This is a genomic window from Streptomyces sp. NPDC058274, from assembly GCF_042881375.1.
GTDB lineage: Bacteria > Actinomycetota > Actinomycetes > Streptomycetales > Streptomycetaceae > Streptomyces.
The window spans coordinates 1-14,556 of the sequence record NZ_JBHVXW010000031.1 but is presented as its reverse complement, the minus strand read 5'-3'; the positions used below and the strand labels follow the sequence as shown (position 1 = coordinate 14,556).

At 70.9% G+C, this 14,556-nt stretch carries 14 protein-coding genes; 13 read left to right on the top strand and 1 reads right to left on the bottom strand.

Going from position 1 to position 14,556, the window contains the following annotated elements:
* Positions 1–34 precede the first annotated feature (34 nt).
* The 12 genes from ACFVYF_RS36540 to aroC all read left to right on the top strand — a co-directional run bounded on the left by ACFVYF_RS36540 (position 35) and on the right by aroC (position 12,478).
* Entirely contained in the window at positions 35–649 is a 615-nt protein-coding gene (locus ACFVYF_RS36540; RefSeq protein ID WP_389462357.1) for a prephenate dehydratase domain-containing protein, read from the top strand.
* 1 nt (position 650) lies between these two features.
* On the top strand, positions 651–2,048 hold the full coding sequence (gene leuC / locus ACFVYF_RS36535) for a 3-isopropylmalate dehydratase large subunit (RefSeq protein WP_389462356.1): 1,398 nt from the start codon (positions 651–653) through the stop codon (positions 2,046–2,048).
* Positions 2,045–2,617, top strand: coding sequence for a 3-isopropylmalate dehydratase small subunit (gene leuD, locus ACFVYF_RS36530; RefSeq protein WP_389462355.1), 573 nt, complete (start codon positions 2,045–2,047; stop codon positions 2,615–2,617). Before leuC ends, leuD begins: the two co-directional genes overlap by 4 nt.
* Before the next feature lie 171 nt (positions 2,618–2,788).
* On the top strand, positions 2,789–3,172 hold the full coding sequence (locus tag ACFVYF_RS36525; RefSeq protein ID WP_389462354.1) for a RidA family protein: 384 nt from the start codon (positions 2,789–2,791) through the stop codon (positions 3,170–3,172).
* Positions 3,169–4,404, top strand: a complete 1,236-nt coding sequence (locus tag ACFVYF_RS36520) for an MFS transporter (RefSeq protein ID WP_389462353.1) — start codon at positions 3,169–3,171, stop codon at positions 4,402–4,404. The genes ACFVYF_RS36525 and ACFVYF_RS36520 overlap by 4 nt, the downstream gene beginning before the upstream one ends.
* A complete protein-coding gene (locus ACFVYF_RS36515; protein WP_389462352.1) occupies positions 4,401–4,667 on the top strand; it encodes a chorismate mutase in 267 nt (88 codons plus the stop codon). The genes ACFVYF_RS36520 and ACFVYF_RS36515 overlap by 4 nt, the downstream gene beginning before the upstream one ends.
* Positions 4,664–6,520, top strand: coding sequence for an FAD/NAD(P)-binding protein (locus tag ACFVYF_RS36510; RefSeq protein ID WP_389462351.1), 1,857 nt, complete (start codon positions 4,664–4,666; stop codon positions 6,518–6,520). Before ACFVYF_RS36515 ends, ACFVYF_RS36510 begins: the two co-directional genes overlap by 4 nt.
* A 2-nt stretch (positions 6,521–6,522) precedes the next feature.
* Positions 6,523–7,119 (top strand): cysteine hydrolase family protein, encoded by a 597-nt coding sequence (locus ACFVYF_RS36505; RefSeq protein ID WP_389462350.1) that lies wholly within the window; start codon positions 6,523–6,525, stop codon positions 7,117–7,119.
* A complete protein-coding gene (locus ACFVYF_RS36500; RefSeq protein WP_389462349.1) occupies positions 7,116–8,309 on the top strand; it encodes a pyridoxal phosphate-dependent aminotransferase in 1,194 nt (397 codons plus the stop codon). The genes ACFVYF_RS36505 and ACFVYF_RS36500 overlap by 4 nt, the downstream gene beginning before the upstream one ends.
* A 16-nt stretch (positions 8,310–8,325) precedes the next feature.
* Positions 8,326–9,531 carry a pyruvate dehydrogenase (acetyl-transferring) E1 component subunit alpha gene (pdhA, locus tag ACFVYF_RS36495; RefSeq protein ID WP_389462402.1) on the top strand — a complete coding sequence of 402 codons (1,206 nt, stop codon included), beginning with the start codon at positions 8,326–8,328 and terminating at the stop codon, positions 9,529–9,531.
* A 252-nt stretch (positions 9,532–9,783) separates the two neighbouring features.
* Positions 9,784–11,124 carry a class II 3-deoxy-7-phosphoheptulonate synthase gene (locus tag ACFVYF_RS36490; protein WP_389462348.1) on the top strand — a complete coding sequence of 447 codons (1,341 nt, stop codon included), beginning with the start codon at positions 9,784–9,786 and terminating at the stop codon, positions 11,122–11,124.
* 169 nt (positions 11,125–11,293) lie between these two features.
* A complete protein-coding gene (gene aroC / locus ACFVYF_RS36485) occupies positions 11,294–12,478 on the top strand; it encodes a chorismate synthase (RefSeq protein WP_389462347.1) in 1,185 nt (394 codons plus the stop codon).
* A 145-nt stretch (positions 12,479–12,623) separates the two neighbouring features.
* On the opposite strand, the gene ACFVYF_RS36480 is transcribed toward aroC, so the two are convergent.
* Complete coding sequence (locus ACFVYF_RS36480; protein WP_389462346.1) at positions 12,624–13,349, bottom strand: LuxR C-terminal-related transcriptional regulator; 726 nt, start codon at positions 13,347–13,349, stop codon at positions 12,624–12,626.
* A gap of 464 nt (positions 13,350–13,813) precedes the next feature.
* On the opposite strand from ACFVYF_RS36480, the gene dhaL reads away from it, so the two are divergent.
* Positions 13,814–14,506, top strand: coding sequence for a dihydroxyacetone kinase subunit DhaL (gene dhaL, locus ACFVYF_RS36475; protein WP_389462401.1), 693 nt, complete (start codon positions 13,814–13,816; stop codon positions 14,504–14,506).
* The last annotated feature ends 50 nt before the right edge of the window (positions 14,507–14,556 follow it).

Below are 14,556 nucleotides of genomic sequence, written 5' to 3'. Positions count from 1 at the left end.
ACTGATGCACCGAGGTACAGGGGGAAGGAAAGCAGTGGAGCAATCAATAGACCAGGGGTTCTTGGACATCTCGCTGCCCACCACGGCCAAGGGGTGGAAGGTGGCCACGCTGGGCCCGACCGGCACGAGCAGTGAGCTGGCGGCCCAGCACCTCATCAAGCGGCTTCCCGGCGTGGCCGTCGAGCCGACTCCCGAGCTGTTCCACAGCTACGAGATGGCGTCGAGGGCGGTGATCCAGGGCACGGCCGACCTGCTGGTGGTGGCCAACGCCTACGCCAACGTCTCCGAGTTCTACATGGACACCACGCTCAGCCTGGTCGGTGCGTACCACTACCAGACCCCTCAGTACGGGATCGCGGCGCCGGCCGGCGTCACACTGACCGGGCCGGTCCGGATCGCCAGCCACCCGGCGCCGGTCCCCCTGATCGAGCAGCTGCTGCCGAAGGACCTGAGCGTCAAGGAGGTCGTGCCGGCCGACTCCACCAGCGCGGCCGCGCTCGCGGCCCGGTCGGGCCGGGTCGACGCGGCCCTGACCACCCAGCCCTCGGCCGAGCGGTACGGGCTGACGTTCATCTCGGAAACCCGGCCCATCGACATGCTCTGGTCGGTCTTCCGCCTGGCCCGGGCCGTCGACCCCGTGGCGGCCTGACATGGGGAGGACGCTCGCCGAGAAGATCTGGTCCAGCCATGTCGTGCGGCCCCTCGACGACGGTGCCGATCTGCTCTACGTGGACCTGCACGTCCTGCACGAGGTCAACACGCCACGGGCCTTCGACGATCTGCGGGCGTCGGGCAGGACCGTCCGCCGCCCGGACCGCACCCTCGCGGTCGAGGACCACAACACCCCGACCAGGGACGGCGCGCTGGAGGACCTGGCGGGGCGGCGGCAGCGTGAGCTGATCCGCGCCAACTGCGCCGAGTTCGACATCCAGCTGCACCGGCTGGGCGACGCCGACCAGGGGATCGTGCACGTCATCGTCCCCGAACTGGGCCTGGCCCGGCCCGGCATGACGATCGTCTGCTGCGACTCGCACACCTCGACGCTCGGCGCCCTCGGCGTGCTCGCGTTCGGCATCGGGACCGGCCAGGTCGAGCACGTGCTCGCCACCCAGACCCTGCCCGTGCACCGGCCGAAGGACCTCGCCGTCGAGGTCTCCGGCGTGCTGCCGGACGGGGCCACGGCCAAGGATCTCGCGCTCGCGCTGATCGCCCAGATCGGCACCGGGGGCGGGCAGGGCAGCGTCATCGAGTATCGCGGCGAGGCCATCCGCCGGCTGTCCATGGAAGGCCGGATGACGCTCTGCAACATGAGCATCGAGGCCGGCTCGCGGGCCGGCCTGGTGGCGGCCGACGACGTGACGATCGACTACCTGCGCGCCCGGCCGGCCGCCCTGGGCAAGGGCGAGGACTTCGCCGCCGCCGAGGCCCGGTGGCGCGGGATGCGCAGCGACGACGACGCCCGGTTCGACGACGTCGTGCACCTCGACGCCACCCGCGTCGGCCCCCGGGTCTCCTGGGGTACCAATCCCGCGCAGAACCTGCTCATCGACGGGCGGGTCCCGTCCAGGACGGACTTCGCCACCGCCGAGGACTGGGCCTCCGCCGAGCGGTCCATGGACTACATGGGCCTGCGTCCGGGCCAGGTGGTGCGGGACCTCGAGGTGAGCACGGTCTTCCTCGGCTCGTGCACCAACGGGCGGATCGAGGACCTCCGCGAGGCCGCGTCCGTCCTTGACGGGCGTCGTGTCGCCGACGGCGTACGCATGCTGATCGTGCCCGGCTCCGCGGCCGTCCGGCGCCAGGCCGTCGACGAGGGCCTGGACAAGGTGTTCGACGCGGCCGGCGCGGACTTCCGTGCCGGGGCCGGCTGCTCGATGTGCTGTGCGCTCAACGAGGACCGGCTGGCGCCGGGCGAGCGGGCCGCGTCCACCAGCAACCGGAACTTCGAGGGACGCCAGGGCAAGCAGTCACGGACCCACCTCGTCTCGCCCCGGGTCGCGGCCGCCACCGCGGTCTCCGGCCACTTCACCACACCGGAGGACCTGTGAGCGAGCCCGCCCTGCGCACCGGGACCGCGGTTCCGCTGCGGCGCGACGACGTCGACACCGACCAGCTCGCGCCGGCCCGGTTCGTCCCGTACTACCGGCCGAACGGTTTCACGAACATCCTGCTCGCGGACTGGCGCAGCGATCCCGCCTTCGTCCTCAACCAGCCCCAGTACCAAGGGGCGACGGTCCTCGTCGCGGGTCGCGACTTCGGGACCGGGTCATCCCGTGAGTCGGCCGTCTGGGCCCTGCAGAGCGCGGGTTTCCAGGTGGTCGTCGCCGACCGGTTCGGCGACATCTTCCGGGGCAACGCCACGACCCGGGGCCTGTGGACGGCCGAGGTCGACCACGAGGTGATCGAACGGCTGTGGGCGGAGATCGAGGCGGACCCGTGGCTGACCGTCACGGTCGACCTGGCCACCCGGCGCCTGAGCTGCGGTGCCGTGGAGAGCCCGTTCCGGATCGACGAGCCGCTGCGGCGCCGCCTGTTGGAGCCGGGCGACCGGATCGCCGAGACGCTGGCCCACCTCGCCGAGATCGAGGAGTACGAGGCGAAGGAACCCGCCCTGTGACGGTCGAGGCCGGCAGCAACGGACCCGGCCGGACCGGGCACAGCTTCTTCCGGGCACCGCTCGGAAGCGGACAGCGGACAGACGACGTCCGCGGATCGCGCGTAACGCGGAACTGACGAACCATCACATCGCGCGCCGAACTCCCCCCATATCCTTCGGAAAAGGTCATTCATGCTCAGCCAAACGTTCTCCGCGCCCGGTGCTCCGGCGCCGGCAGCACGGTATTCACCGGTCGTCCGCCGGGGACCGCTGCTCGCGGTCTCGGGGCAGGTCCCGTTTCTCCCCGGTCAGCTCGAAGGTCCCACCCCGGGCTTCCGTGAGCAGGCCCGGACGGTGTTCACCTACCTCCAGGAGCTGCTCGAGACCGCCGGCGCCAGTGTCTCCGACGTCCTGATGGTCAGGCTCTATCTGGCCCGTGAAGAGGACTTCGCGGCCATGAACGAGATCTTCGACGAGGTGTTCGGCGAGGTCCGGCCGGCCCGCACGACGGTATGGGTGCACCTGCCGGGAGAACTGCTGATCGAGGCCGACGTCCTGGCGGTGATCGGCGCATGAGCACGAACGTGAAGGCCGCCGAACGTCGCCTCCCCACCGTCGGCGCCAACCACCGCTGGGTGATCCTCAGCATCGGTGTCGCGGCGCAGGCCAGCTTCTCCGCCGCGATCTCCGGGCTCCCGGTGGCGGGCCCCCAGCTGCGCTCCCAGTACGGACTGAGCAACTTCCAGCTCGGCCTGGTGATCGGCGTGATCTACCTGGGCATCGCCGCGTCCGAGATCCTCTGGGGGGTGTGGACGGACCGCTTCGGCGAACGCCGGGTCCTGCTGCTCGGCCTGCTCTCCACCGGCGCGGTGCTCGCCCTCATGGGGGTCGCCCTGGTGCCCAGTCACGGTGACGCGCCACCGCTCGCACTGCTCGTCCTGGCGATGCTCCTCGTGGGTCTCTTCGGCGGCAGCATCAACGGCTCGTCCGGACGAGCGGTGATGACCTGGTTCCAGGACGGTCAGCGCGGTCTGGCCATGAGCATCCGGCAGACGGCGATGCCCGCGGGCGGCGCCATCGGCATCGCCGTACTCCCGGGCCTGGCCAGCAGCTCCGGCTTCCGCCCGGTCTATCTGCTGCTCGCCGCCCTGTGCCTCGCCGCGGCCGCGGCCACCTGGCGCTGGCTCCACGAGCCCCCGGAGGTCACCGCGGCCGCCGGAGCCGTGCAGGTCGACAGCCGCTCCCCGCTGCGCCGCTGGGACGTCTGGCGGCTGGCCCTGGCCAGCTCCCTGCTGACCGTGCCGCAGTTCGGAGTGATCACCTTCCTCGCGATCTATCTGCACGACGTCGAGCACGCGGGCGTTCTCGCCGCCGTGGTCGCCATGTGCATCGTGCAGTTCGGCGGCGGTGCGGCCCGTATCTGGAGCGGCCGGTTCACGGACAAGCGAGGCAACCGGCGCCCGATGATCAGGATCCTCGGTGCGCTGTCCGCGGTGGCGCTCGGCGTCTCCGCGCTGCTCGCCCAGGCGTCCTCCCCGGCCGCCGTCGTCGCGCTGGTGCTCGGCGGTGTGTTCGCCAACGCCTGGCACGGCGTGGCCTACACCGAGATCGCCTCGATGGCGGGAGCCGGCCGCGCGGGCACCGCGCTCGGCCTGGAGAACACCATGGTGTTCGCGATGGGCTTCGTGATCCCGCTGTTCATCCCGCTGCTGCTCGGCTGGTCGACCTGGAGCGTGGTGTGGCTGTTCGCGGGCGTCGCGTCGGCCGTCGCCGTGCCGCTGGTCCCACGGAAGGAGAAAGCGGCATGAGTCCGGAGGCCACGGACACCATCGCGAGCTGGCGGACCGAGATCGACGTCCTCGACGAGAGGATCATCTCGCTCCTGGAGCAGCGGATGGCGTTCTCCCTGAAGATCCAGCGGACCCGGATGAGCGACGGCGGCAGCCGGCTCGCCTCGGACCGCGAGCAGTGGATCGTCCAGCGGTACGCCGACCGCCTCGGCGACCCCGGCACCCAACTGGCGGATCTCGTACTCGAGTTGTGCCGTGGAAACGCGAGGCAGACACGATGACCAGGATCGCCGTCGTCGGGGGCGGACCCCGGGCCATGAGCATCCTGGAGCGGCTCGCCGCCCGGGCGTCCGAGTCCCTCGAACCGGTCGAGATCCATCTCATCGACTCCGTGCAGGTCGGCTGCGGCCAGGTCTGGCGCACCGACCAGCCGGACTGGTACCTGATGAACACGGTGGCCGGCGAGATCACCGCGTTCTCCGGTCCGCCGGACGGGGGGCCCGCCCGGCCGGGCGCCGGCCCCTCGTTCGCCCAGTGGTGGGACATGGTCGACCCGGGGCGCGAGCACGCCAACGACTACGCGCCGCGCGGCATTTACGGCCGGTACCTGCTCTTCCTCCTCGACACGATCGAGCGGGCGCTGCCGTCCTCCGTCACCCTGCACCGGGTCGTCGCCACCGTGAGCGACCTGCGCAGGGAGGGGGAGGGGTTCCGCCTGTCCCTCGACGACGGCAGCGAGCTGTACGCCGACCAGGCGGCCCTCGTCACGGGCCACGCCCGGCCGCGGTTGTCGGGGCGCCTGCTCGAACTCCAGCGGTTCGCGGAGAGCCACCCCAACCTCCGCTTCATTCCCGGGGGTTCGGCCGCGGACATGCCGCTGCCGGACATCGCCCCGGGCAGCAAGGCCGGCGTGATCGGGATGGGGCTCACCTTCTACGACGTGGTGGCCGCCCTCACGGTCGGGCGCGGCGGCAGCTTCACCGAGTCGCCGGACGGTCTCGTCTACACGCCGAGCGGGAACGAGCCGTACCTCGTCGCCGGTTCGCGCAGCGGGTTCCCGCAGCCGGGACGCGGCCGCAACCAGAAGCCGTCCGGCTTCGGCTACCGGCCCGTCTTCTTCACCGAGGACCTCGTCCGCGCCTCCGCGGGTGCCGAACGCCTGGACTTCCACCGGCACTTGCTGCCCCGGCTGCGGGCGGAGGTCGACTTCGTCTACTTCACCACGGTGCTGCGCGAACGCTCCGGAGCGGCCACCGCCGACGAGTTCGCCGCGCGGGTGCGGGCCGGCGGCGGCGCCTCGGTCTCCGACCTCGCACGGTGCGCCGCGGACTTCGGCCTCGGGGACCTGCCAGGTCTCGACTTCGACACCCTGGCCCTTCCGTTCGCCCACCGGACCTTCGCCGACCGGGCCACCTTCGACAAGGAACTGCTGGTCGCGCTGGACGCCGACGTGCGCGAGGCGGAGCGCGGCAACGTCGACTCCCCGGTCAAGGCCGGCCTCGACATCCTGCGCAGTCTGCGCTGGATCATCCGGGAGCTCACCGACTTCGGCGGGCTGGCTGCGGCATCGCACCGGGACGGCCTCGTCGACTGGTACGCACCGCGCAGCGCCTTCCTCGCCGCCGGGCCGCCCCTGGTCCGGCTGCGCGAGACGCGCGCCCTGATCGAGGCGGGAATCCTGCGGGTCATCGGGCCCCAGGCCACCTACGTGACCGATGCCGAGACAGGGAAGTTCGGCGTCGTCTCACCCGCGATACCGGGAGCGTCCGAGGCGGTCGACACCATCATCGACGCCCGGATCCCGGCGCCCGACGTCCGGGCGGACACCTCCCCGTTGACCCGCATGCTGCTGCGCCGTGGGCTGTGGCGGGAGTTCGTCAACGGCGGGGAGTTCCACACCGGAGGTGTCGCGGTGACCCGGTCGCCGTTCCACCCGATCGGCGCGGACGGCCGGCCGGTACAGGGTCTGTACGTGCTCGGCATCCCCACCGAGTACTCCCGCTTCTTCACCCAGGTCGTCGCGACCGGGCCCACCGCGTGGAGCGAGTTCATGCGTGACGCGGACGACGTCGCGTCCCACCTGCTGCGCTCCGCCGAACTGAACGTCCACCAGTCCTTGGTGATCGGAGGCTGAAGATGTCACGGTCAGCACTGCTCGTGCTCGACATGGTCAACGAACTCGTCCACCCCGACGGGCACTACGCGCACGTGTCCCTCAAGCAGGTGGCCGCCCGCGGGGTGATCGACCGCACCGCGGCCGCGATCGAACGCGCCCGCGCGGACGGCATACCCGTCATCTACGTCGTGCTCGGCTACAGCAGCCACTACGAGGACTGGCCCGCCGCGTCCAGCCTCTTCGGGCCGCCCGACCCGGAGCACCGCTTCACCCTCGGCAGCTGGGGCACCCAGGTCCACGAGCGGCTGACGCCCGAGCCCGGTGAGGACATCGTGGTCAAGCAGCGGGTGAGCCCGTTCTACTGCACGAACCTCGAATTCCTGCTCAGATCCCGGAAGATCGACACACTGCTGCTCACCGGGGTCGCCACCGACCTGGTGGTGCTCACCACCGCCCGCGAGGCGCACGACCGCGACTTCGCCGTCCAGGTGCTCGAGGACGCCACGGCCACCGGGGACGAGGAACTGCAGGACGCCGCACGGCTCATGCTCGCCCGCACCGCCGTGGTCACAAGCGTCGACCAGGCACTCCCGGAGGCGGGGCGGGCCGCCGCATGAGCACCCGGTCCGCGCCGGTCGCGGCGTCCATCGGACGGTCGCCCACCGTCGCCCTCCTCGACGAGGTCCAGCGCCAGAAGGCCCGCGGCGTCGACGTGGTCAACCTCAGCGGCGGCGAGCCCGACTTCGCGACGCCCGACCACGTGGTCCGGCCGGCCGTCGAGGCGTTGCAGGCCGGCTTCACGCACTACACGGCGAGCCGGGGCATCCTGGAGCTGCGCGAGGCCATCGCGGGCAAGCTGCACGCCGACAACGGGATCGTCGCGGACCCCGGGACCGACATCATCGTCACCCCGTCGGCCAAACACGGGATGTTCATCGCCCTCGCCGGCGTCATCGGGCCCGGTGACGAGGTGCTCGTGCCGTCGCCCGCCTGGGTCAGCTACGCCCCGATGATCACGCTGCTCGGGGGGCGCGCGGTCGACGTACCGCTCGATCCCCGGGACGGGTTCACGATCACCGCGGAGCAGCTGTCGGCCGCGGTCACCCCGCGTACCCGGGCCATCCTGGTGAACACCCCGAACAACCCGACGGGCCGCATGCTCACCGCCGCCGAGGCCGACGCCATCGCGGAGGTCGCCGGCCGGCACGACCTCGCCGTACTCGCGGACGAGATCTACGAGTACATCCGCTACGACGGCCGGCCGCACCGCAGCCTGGCCGCCTGGCCGGGCTGCGAAGGCCGCACGCTCACCATCAACGGCTTCTCCAAGAGCTACGCCATGACCGGCTGGCGGCTCGGCTACGTGGCGGGTCCGGCGGCCGTGATGCGGGACGTCGTGAAGGTGCAGGAGCACACCGTCGGCTGCGCCGCCTCGTTCGTCCAGCGCGGCGCGCTCGCCGCGCTGAGCGGGGAGTCCCGCGTCGCCGTCGACGAGATGGTGGCGAGCTACGACGCCCGGCGACGGCTCCTCGTCGGCGCGCTCAACAAGATCCCCGGTATTTCCTGCGCCGACCCCGAAGGTGCCTTCTACGTCCTGCCGGACATCTCCCGGCTCGGATTCGGATCGGCACAGGAATTCTCCGCCTGGCTGATCGAGCGCGCCGGGGTCGTCGTCACGCCCGGAAGTGCTTTCGGTCCCACCGCGGAACAGCATGTCCGGCTTTCCTTCGCGGCGTCATCCGACACCCTGACGGCCGCCGTCGACCGCCTCGCCGCGGCGCTCGAAACCAGGGAAGTCCCGCAGTGAATACGATCCTGACGCGCTGACCGGCGTCACGAGCGCCCGGCGGAAACGCACCCTACGCAGCCCGTGCACACGAGACCAGCCGGCACGGGACATTCATGAGGAGCCGGAGTTGGACACGAAGCAGAAAGCCGCCTTCCTCCCCTCGGGGGAGCCGGGCACCGACCCCGTTCAGCTGCTCACACCCGAAGGCGAACGCGTCCAACACCCCGGGTACCCGCTCGACATCACTCCCGGTGAACTGCGCGAGCTGTACCGCGACATGGTGGTCGCCCGACGGATCGACAGCGAAGCGGTCGCCCTGCAACGCCAGGGCGAGCTGGCCCTGTGGGCGTCGCTGCGCGGGCAGGAGGCCGCCCAGGTCGGCTCCGCGCACGCCACCCGGCGCGACGACCACATCTTCCCCACCTACCGCGAGCACGCCGTCGCGCTGCACCGCGGAGTGGACCCGCTGGCACTGCTGCGCCTGTACCGCGGTGTGGACAACGGGAGCTGGTCCACCTCGGACCACGGCATGAACATCTACTCGCTGGTGATCGGCGCACCCACCCTGCACGCGACCGGCTATGCCATGGGTGTCGCGATGGACGGCGAGGAATCGGCGGTCCTCTCCTATTTCGGGGACGGCGCGTCCAGCCAGGGCGATGTGTCCGAGGCATTCAATTTCGCCGCGGTCCGACAGGCCCCCGTGGTGTTCTTCTGCCAGAACAACCAGTGGGCCATCTCCACCCCGGTGGCGTTGCAGTCACGCGTCCCCATCCACCGCCGGGCGGCCGGATTCGGTTTCCCCGGCCTCTATGTGGACGGCAACGACGTCCTCGCGGTGCTCGCGGTGACGCGGGCGGCGCTGGCCCACGCCCGCAGCGGCGCCGGCCCCGTCCTGGTCGAGGCCCTCACCTACCGGATGAACGGCCACGCGACCTCCGACGACCCGACGCGCTACCGGGGCGAGGAGGAGACCGCCCGCTGGGCACGCAAGGATCCCCTGGCGCGGCTGGCCTCCTACCTGACCCGGGAAGGCCAGGCCGACGAGGGCTACTTCGCGACGGTGGACAAGGAGGCCGAGGAGCTGGCGGTCGGCGTGCGCGAGCAGGTGCGCGCGCTGCCCTCACCGTCCATGGACGCGGTCTTCGACCATGTCTACGCCGAGCCCCACCCGCTGGTGGACGAGGAGCGCGCGGAGTACACCCGCTTCCGGCAGACGCTGGCCGACCCGTCCTCCTGAGCCCGCGCGGTCCCCTCGTCCTGTTTCTCCTCCTCCTTAAGTTCAGAAGAACTCGGCCATCAGCCGATGCGGGGAGGAGAAAGGGACTGCTTGAATTGTCCCGGAGTTGATCGGGGCCCCGCCAGAACCGTTCACCTCGTGTTCCGTACTCCCGCTTTTGTCGGCGACCCTGCCGCGGGTCTGAATTCCCTCTTCAGAATTCTCACTGCAACGGAAGGGAGCGGCGGTAGTCACCTGCCGCCCGATCCGAACATGACCCAAGATGAACTCGGCCTCCAGTCATGGCGTACGAAGCCGGCGGCACAGCAGCCCACCTGGCCGGACCCCGAGGCGCTGAGCTCGGTGCTCGCGGACCTGTCGACCGCCGTCCCCCTCGTCTTCGCCGGCGAGAGCGACCAGCTCCGCCTCCGGCTGGCCTCGGTCGCCCGGGGCGAGGCGTTCCTGCTCCAGGGCGGTGACTGCGCGGAGACCTTCGACGCGGTCTCCGCCGACCAGATCCGCAACACCCTCAAGACGCTGCTGCAGATGGCCGCGGTGCTGACCTACGCGGCCTCGGTGCCGGTGGTCAAGGTGGGCCGGATCGCCGGACAGTACTCCAAGCCCCGGTCCAAGGACACCGAGACCCGGGACGGTGTGACGCTGCCGGTCTACCGCGGCGACTCGGTCAACGGCCTGGCCTTCACCCCCGAGTCCCGCACCCCCGACCCCGAGCGGCTGCGGCGCATGTACAACGCGTCGGCCGCCACGCTGAACCTGGTGCGCTCCTTCACCACCGGTGGTTACGCGGCACTGGACCAGGTGCACGCCTGGAACCGGGACTTCGTCGCCCTGTCGGCCAGCGGCGAGCGCTACGAGAAGCTGGCCCAGGAGATCGACCGCGCGCTGGCCTTCATGACGGCGTGCGGGGTGCACCCCGAGGAGTTCGAGAACGTCGAGTTCTACTCCAGCCACGAGGCACTCGTACTGGACTACGAAACCGCCCTGACCCGGGAGGACTCACGCGGCGGCGGGCTCTACGACGTGTCCGCGCACATGATCTGGATCGGTGAGCGGACCCGCCAACTGGACGGGGCGCACATCGAGTTCGCGTCCAAGGTGCGCAATCCGATCGGGGTCAAGCTCGGGCCGGGCACCTCGGCGGACGAGGCCCTGGCACTGATCGACAGGCTGGACCCCGACCGAGAGCCGGGCCGGCTGAGCTTCATCACCCGGATGGGAGCGGGCAAGGTCCGCGACAAGCTGCCCGGTCTGGTGGAGAAGGTCACCGCGAGCGGCGCCCAGGTCGCCTGGATCTGCGACCCGATGCACGGCAACACCTTCGAGGCGTCCAGCGGCCACAAGACCCGCAGTTTCGACGCGGTGCTGGACGAGGTCAAGGGCTTCTTCGAGGTGCACCGCGGCCTCGGCACCCATCCGGGCGGCATCCACGTGGAGCTGACCGGCAGCGACGTGACCGAGTGCGTGGGAGGCGGCGACGAGGTCCTCGTCGGCCACCTCCACCAGCGCTACGAGACCGCCTGCGATCCGCGGCTCAACCGCAGCCAGTCCCTCGACCTGGCCTTTCTCGTTGCGGAGATGTACCGGGGGGAGTGACCGGGGAGTGAAGTCCCCCGGCCCCCGGCCCCCGGCCCCCGCCCCCAGCCCCCGCCCCCCGGCCCCCGCGACCGGTGTCCGTTCGCTGCACTCCCGCCGAGTCCCGGCGGGACCTCCCCGGACACCGCGTCGCACCGACAACACAGGCACTCGAAAGGACGTGGCGCCCATGAGCACCCTGCGCTGGCTGACGGCAGGGGAGTCGCACGGCCCCGCGCTCGTCGCGACGCTGGAGGGGCTGCCCGCGGGTGTGCCGGTCACCACGGAGCTGGTGGCCGGCGCGCTGGCGCGGCGGCGGCTCGGCCACGGCCGCGGCGCCCGGATGAAGTTCGAGCAGGACGTGGTGACCTTCCTGGGCGGGGTCCGGCACGGACTGACGCTGGGCTCCCCGGTGGCGATCATGGTGGGCAACACCGAGTGGCCCAAGTGGGAACAGGTCATGTCCGCCGACCCGGTGGATCCGCAGGTGCTGGCAGGGCTGGCCCGCAACGAGCCGCTGACCCGGCCCCGGCCCGGTCACGCGGACCTGGCGGGTATGCAGAAGTACTCGCTGGCCGAAGCCCGCCCGGTCCTGGAGCGCGCCAGCGCCCGGGAGACCGCGGCACGCGTCGCGATCGGCGCCGTGGCCCGCTCCTATCTGCGGCGGACCTGCGGCATCGAGCTGGTCTCCCACGTGGTGGAGCTGGGTGCGGCGAAGGCCCCCGCCGGGATCCTGCCGGTACCGGACGACGAGGCGCGCCTGGACGCGGATCCGGTGCGCTGCCTGGACGCGGACGCCTCGAAGCGGATGGTCGCCGAGATAGAACAGGCCCACCGGGACGGTGACACCCTCGGCGGAGTCGTCGAGGTGATCGCCCACGGCGTGCCGGTGGGCCTCGGCTCGCACGTGCACTGGGACCGGCGGCTGGACGCACGGCTCGCGGCGGCGCTGATGGGCATCCAGGCGATCAAGGGCGTGGAACTGGGCGACGGGTTCGAGCTGGCCCGCGTGGTGGGATCGCGGGCCCACGACGAGATCCTGCCGGGCGCGGACGGCGTGCGGCGCGGGTCCGGCCGTTCGGGGGGTACGGAGGGCGGCCTGTCCACCGGTGAACCGCTGCGGGTGCGCGCGGCCATGAAACCGATCGCGACCGTGCCCCGTGCGCTCGCCACCATCGACACCCGTACCGGCGAGGCCACCAGAGCCCACCACCAGCGCTCCGACGTGTGCGCGGTGCCGGCCGCCGGCATCGTCGCGGAGGCGATGGTGGCTCTGGTCCTGGCGGACGCGGTGGCGGAGAAGTTCGGCGGCGACCACGTCACCGAGACCCACCGCAATGTGCGGGGCTATCTGGACCACCTGGTGGTGAGGTGAGGTGGCCGCCGGGGGAGGAGCCGTGGCCGGCGATGAGGGCCTGCCGGTCATGCTGTCCCGGCCGGCGGGCTGAGCGCGCGCACGCCAACGGGCCGTCGGCGCAAGGTCAGTTCGGCCACCGGCCGGTTCGACCCCAGTGCCCGTCTCACCCGACCATGGCCGTCAGATGACCCGGCACCGTCTCCGTGTCGAGACCGTCGGAACGCTGGAACAGCAGAACGGCCTCCAGCCGGTTGCGGGCACCGAGTTTGGTCAGCACGTGGGAGACGTGACTCTTGACCGTGGCGGGGGACACGTGCAGTTGGGCCGCGGTCTCCGCCGTCGACATGCCGCCGGCCAGACTCCTCAGCACCTCCTGCTCGCGTGAGGTCAGCGTGCGCAGCAGTTGCTCGGACCCGGCCGGGTGCGCGCTCGACGCGGCGGGCGTCCGCTGCGCGTAGAGGACCCGCAACTCCGGGGAGAGCACGGTGTGTCCGGACGCCACCGCGCGGATGGCCGCCGAGAGTCCGGCGACCTGAATGTTCTTCACCAGGCAGCCGGTGGCGCCGGCCGCGAAGGCGGCGTCGAGCCGTCGCTTGCTCCAGGCGGTGCCGACGAGCAGCACGCGCACCTTCCGCGACTCCAGCTGGCGTACCAGGTCCGTGACGTTGTCGCGCGGGGCGGAGGCCAGGACCACTACGTCGACCCGGTCCAACGGCCACTGGTGCAGCTGTTGTTGGTCGTTCACGCTGCCCGCCACCTCGAGGTGCGGCGATCTGCGGAGGACACTCGTGAGGACGTGCCGCGAGATCGGGTCGTGGTCCGCCACCAGTATTCGTACCTTTTCGTCGGCGGCCTGGTCGGCGCCGAAGAGATCACGCTCCAGAGACATGTGTACGTCCTTCACATGGATGTGCGGCCTGGACGGGACCCGAGCCTAGTTCGCAGAATGTCATTCAGCAATGCTGAACAGCGTTTTGCGCGAGTGACGCGCGCGCCGCCGAGGCCCTCGCGTTACTCCTGAGGCTCCGTCAACATCCTGGTCCGGACCACGACTTGGCTGGTCGGGCGACGGTGCACCCGTCGAAGCCGGCCATGTATACAAGCTCGTCGACTCCTCGGCGCCGAGGCCTTCTTGACGTGCGTGTGAACGTCTGCCGTGTACGGGCCGGTAGGTCGCGGACCATCAACTACCCTTGTTCGAACCGCAGATGGTGTGTCCGGACTTCTAGGGAAACTTCTACTTGGGCTCGTTTTTACTGATCGCTCGTTGTCGGCGGTGACGCGAGGCATTACGGTCAAATTTCTGCTGAGGTTCGTGCTCTTTGCGTGAGCATCCTGTGATGTCGCTTGACAGTGTGGTCGAGGGACGGCGTCCCCCTATCGTCACGGCTGAAGGGAAACCGAGTGGATGGCGTACTGGCTCGAGACTGGTTACGAGCCTTTGCAAGGGCGGCCTACGACAACCGAGGCCACCTCACCATCTTGGACTCCGCGATCGGCGACGGCGATCATGGTGTGAATCTGTGCCGAGGGCTCTCGCATGTCTGCCGGTGGCTGGAGGAGGGCGACGTACCGGACTCGGTGGGTGGCGTGCTGAGTGAGGCCGGAGTGCTGCTTCTGGCCCGGGTGGGCGGTGCTTCGGGAGTGCTGTACGGCAAGGCCTTCCAGGCGATCGGAGCCGCGCTGCCGACCGCCGAGGCCGACCCCGAACAGTTCGCGGACGCGCTCGACGCCGGGCTCGCCGTCATCGTCAAGCTGGGAGCCGCCGCCCCCGGGGACAAGACCATGGTGGATGCCTTCGTTCCTGCGCTGGATGCCTTCCGCGGCTCCTGCGTCGAGGTCAGGTGTCTGCGCCGTGCGTCGTCCGTCGCGGCGACGGCGGCGCGGGCCGGCGCCGAGTCCACGATTCCGTTGCTGGCGCGCAAGGGGCGGGCGTCCTATCTCGGCCATCGCAGCATCGGCTATCTGGACCCCGGGGCCGCCTCGACCGAACTGCTCTTCCGTTCCCTGTCGGAAGTGACCTCGTCCGTTCCCGTGTGTGCGTGACCCGCGTCGACGCCGATGCCCGGGAGGCGAGCCTGCCTTGCCTCCCGGGC

Bases quoted from the DNA above. Each gene is read 5' to 3' on its own strand.
- ACFVYF_RS36515 (WP_389462352.1), top strand. From the start codon at position 4,401: ATGAGTCCGGAGGCCACGGACACCATCGCGAGCTGGCGGACCGAGATC.
- ACFVYF_RS36525 (WP_389462354.1), top strand. From the start codon at position 2,789: ATGCTCAGCCAAACGTTCTCCGCGCCCGGTGCTCCGGCGCCGGCAGCA.
- aroC (WP_389462347.1), top strand. From the start codon at position 11,294: ATGAGCACCCTGCGCTGGCTGACGGCAGGGGAGTCGCACGGCCCCGCG.
- ACFVYF_RS36505 (WP_389462350.1), top strand. From the start codon at position 6,523: ATGTCACGGTCAGCACTGCTCGTGCTCGACATGGTCAACGAACTCGTC.
- leuC (WP_389462356.1), top strand. From the start codon at position 651: ATGGGGAGGACGCTCGCCGAGAAGATCTGGTCCAGCCATGTCGTGCGG.
- ACFVYF_RS36510 (WP_389462351.1), top strand. From the start codon at position 4,664: ATGACCAGGATCGCCGTCGTCGGGGGCGGACCCCGGGCCATGAGCATC.
- ACFVYF_RS36520 (WP_389462353.1), top strand. From the start codon at position 3,169: ATGAGCACGAACGTGAAGGCCGCCGAACGTCGCCTCCCCACCGTCGGC.
- ACFVYF_RS36480 (WP_389462346.1), bottom strand. From the start codon at position 13,349: ATGTCTCTGGAGCGTGATCTCTTCGGCGCCGACCAGGCCGCCGACGAA.
- ACFVYF_RS36490 (WP_389462348.1), top strand. From the start codon at position 9,784: ATGACCCAAGATGAACTCGGCCTCCAGTCATGGCGTACGAAGCCGGCG.
- ACFVYF_RS36500 (WP_389462349.1), top strand. From the start codon at position 7,116: ATGAGCACCCGGTCCGCGCCGGTCGCGGCGTCCATCGGACGGTCGCCC.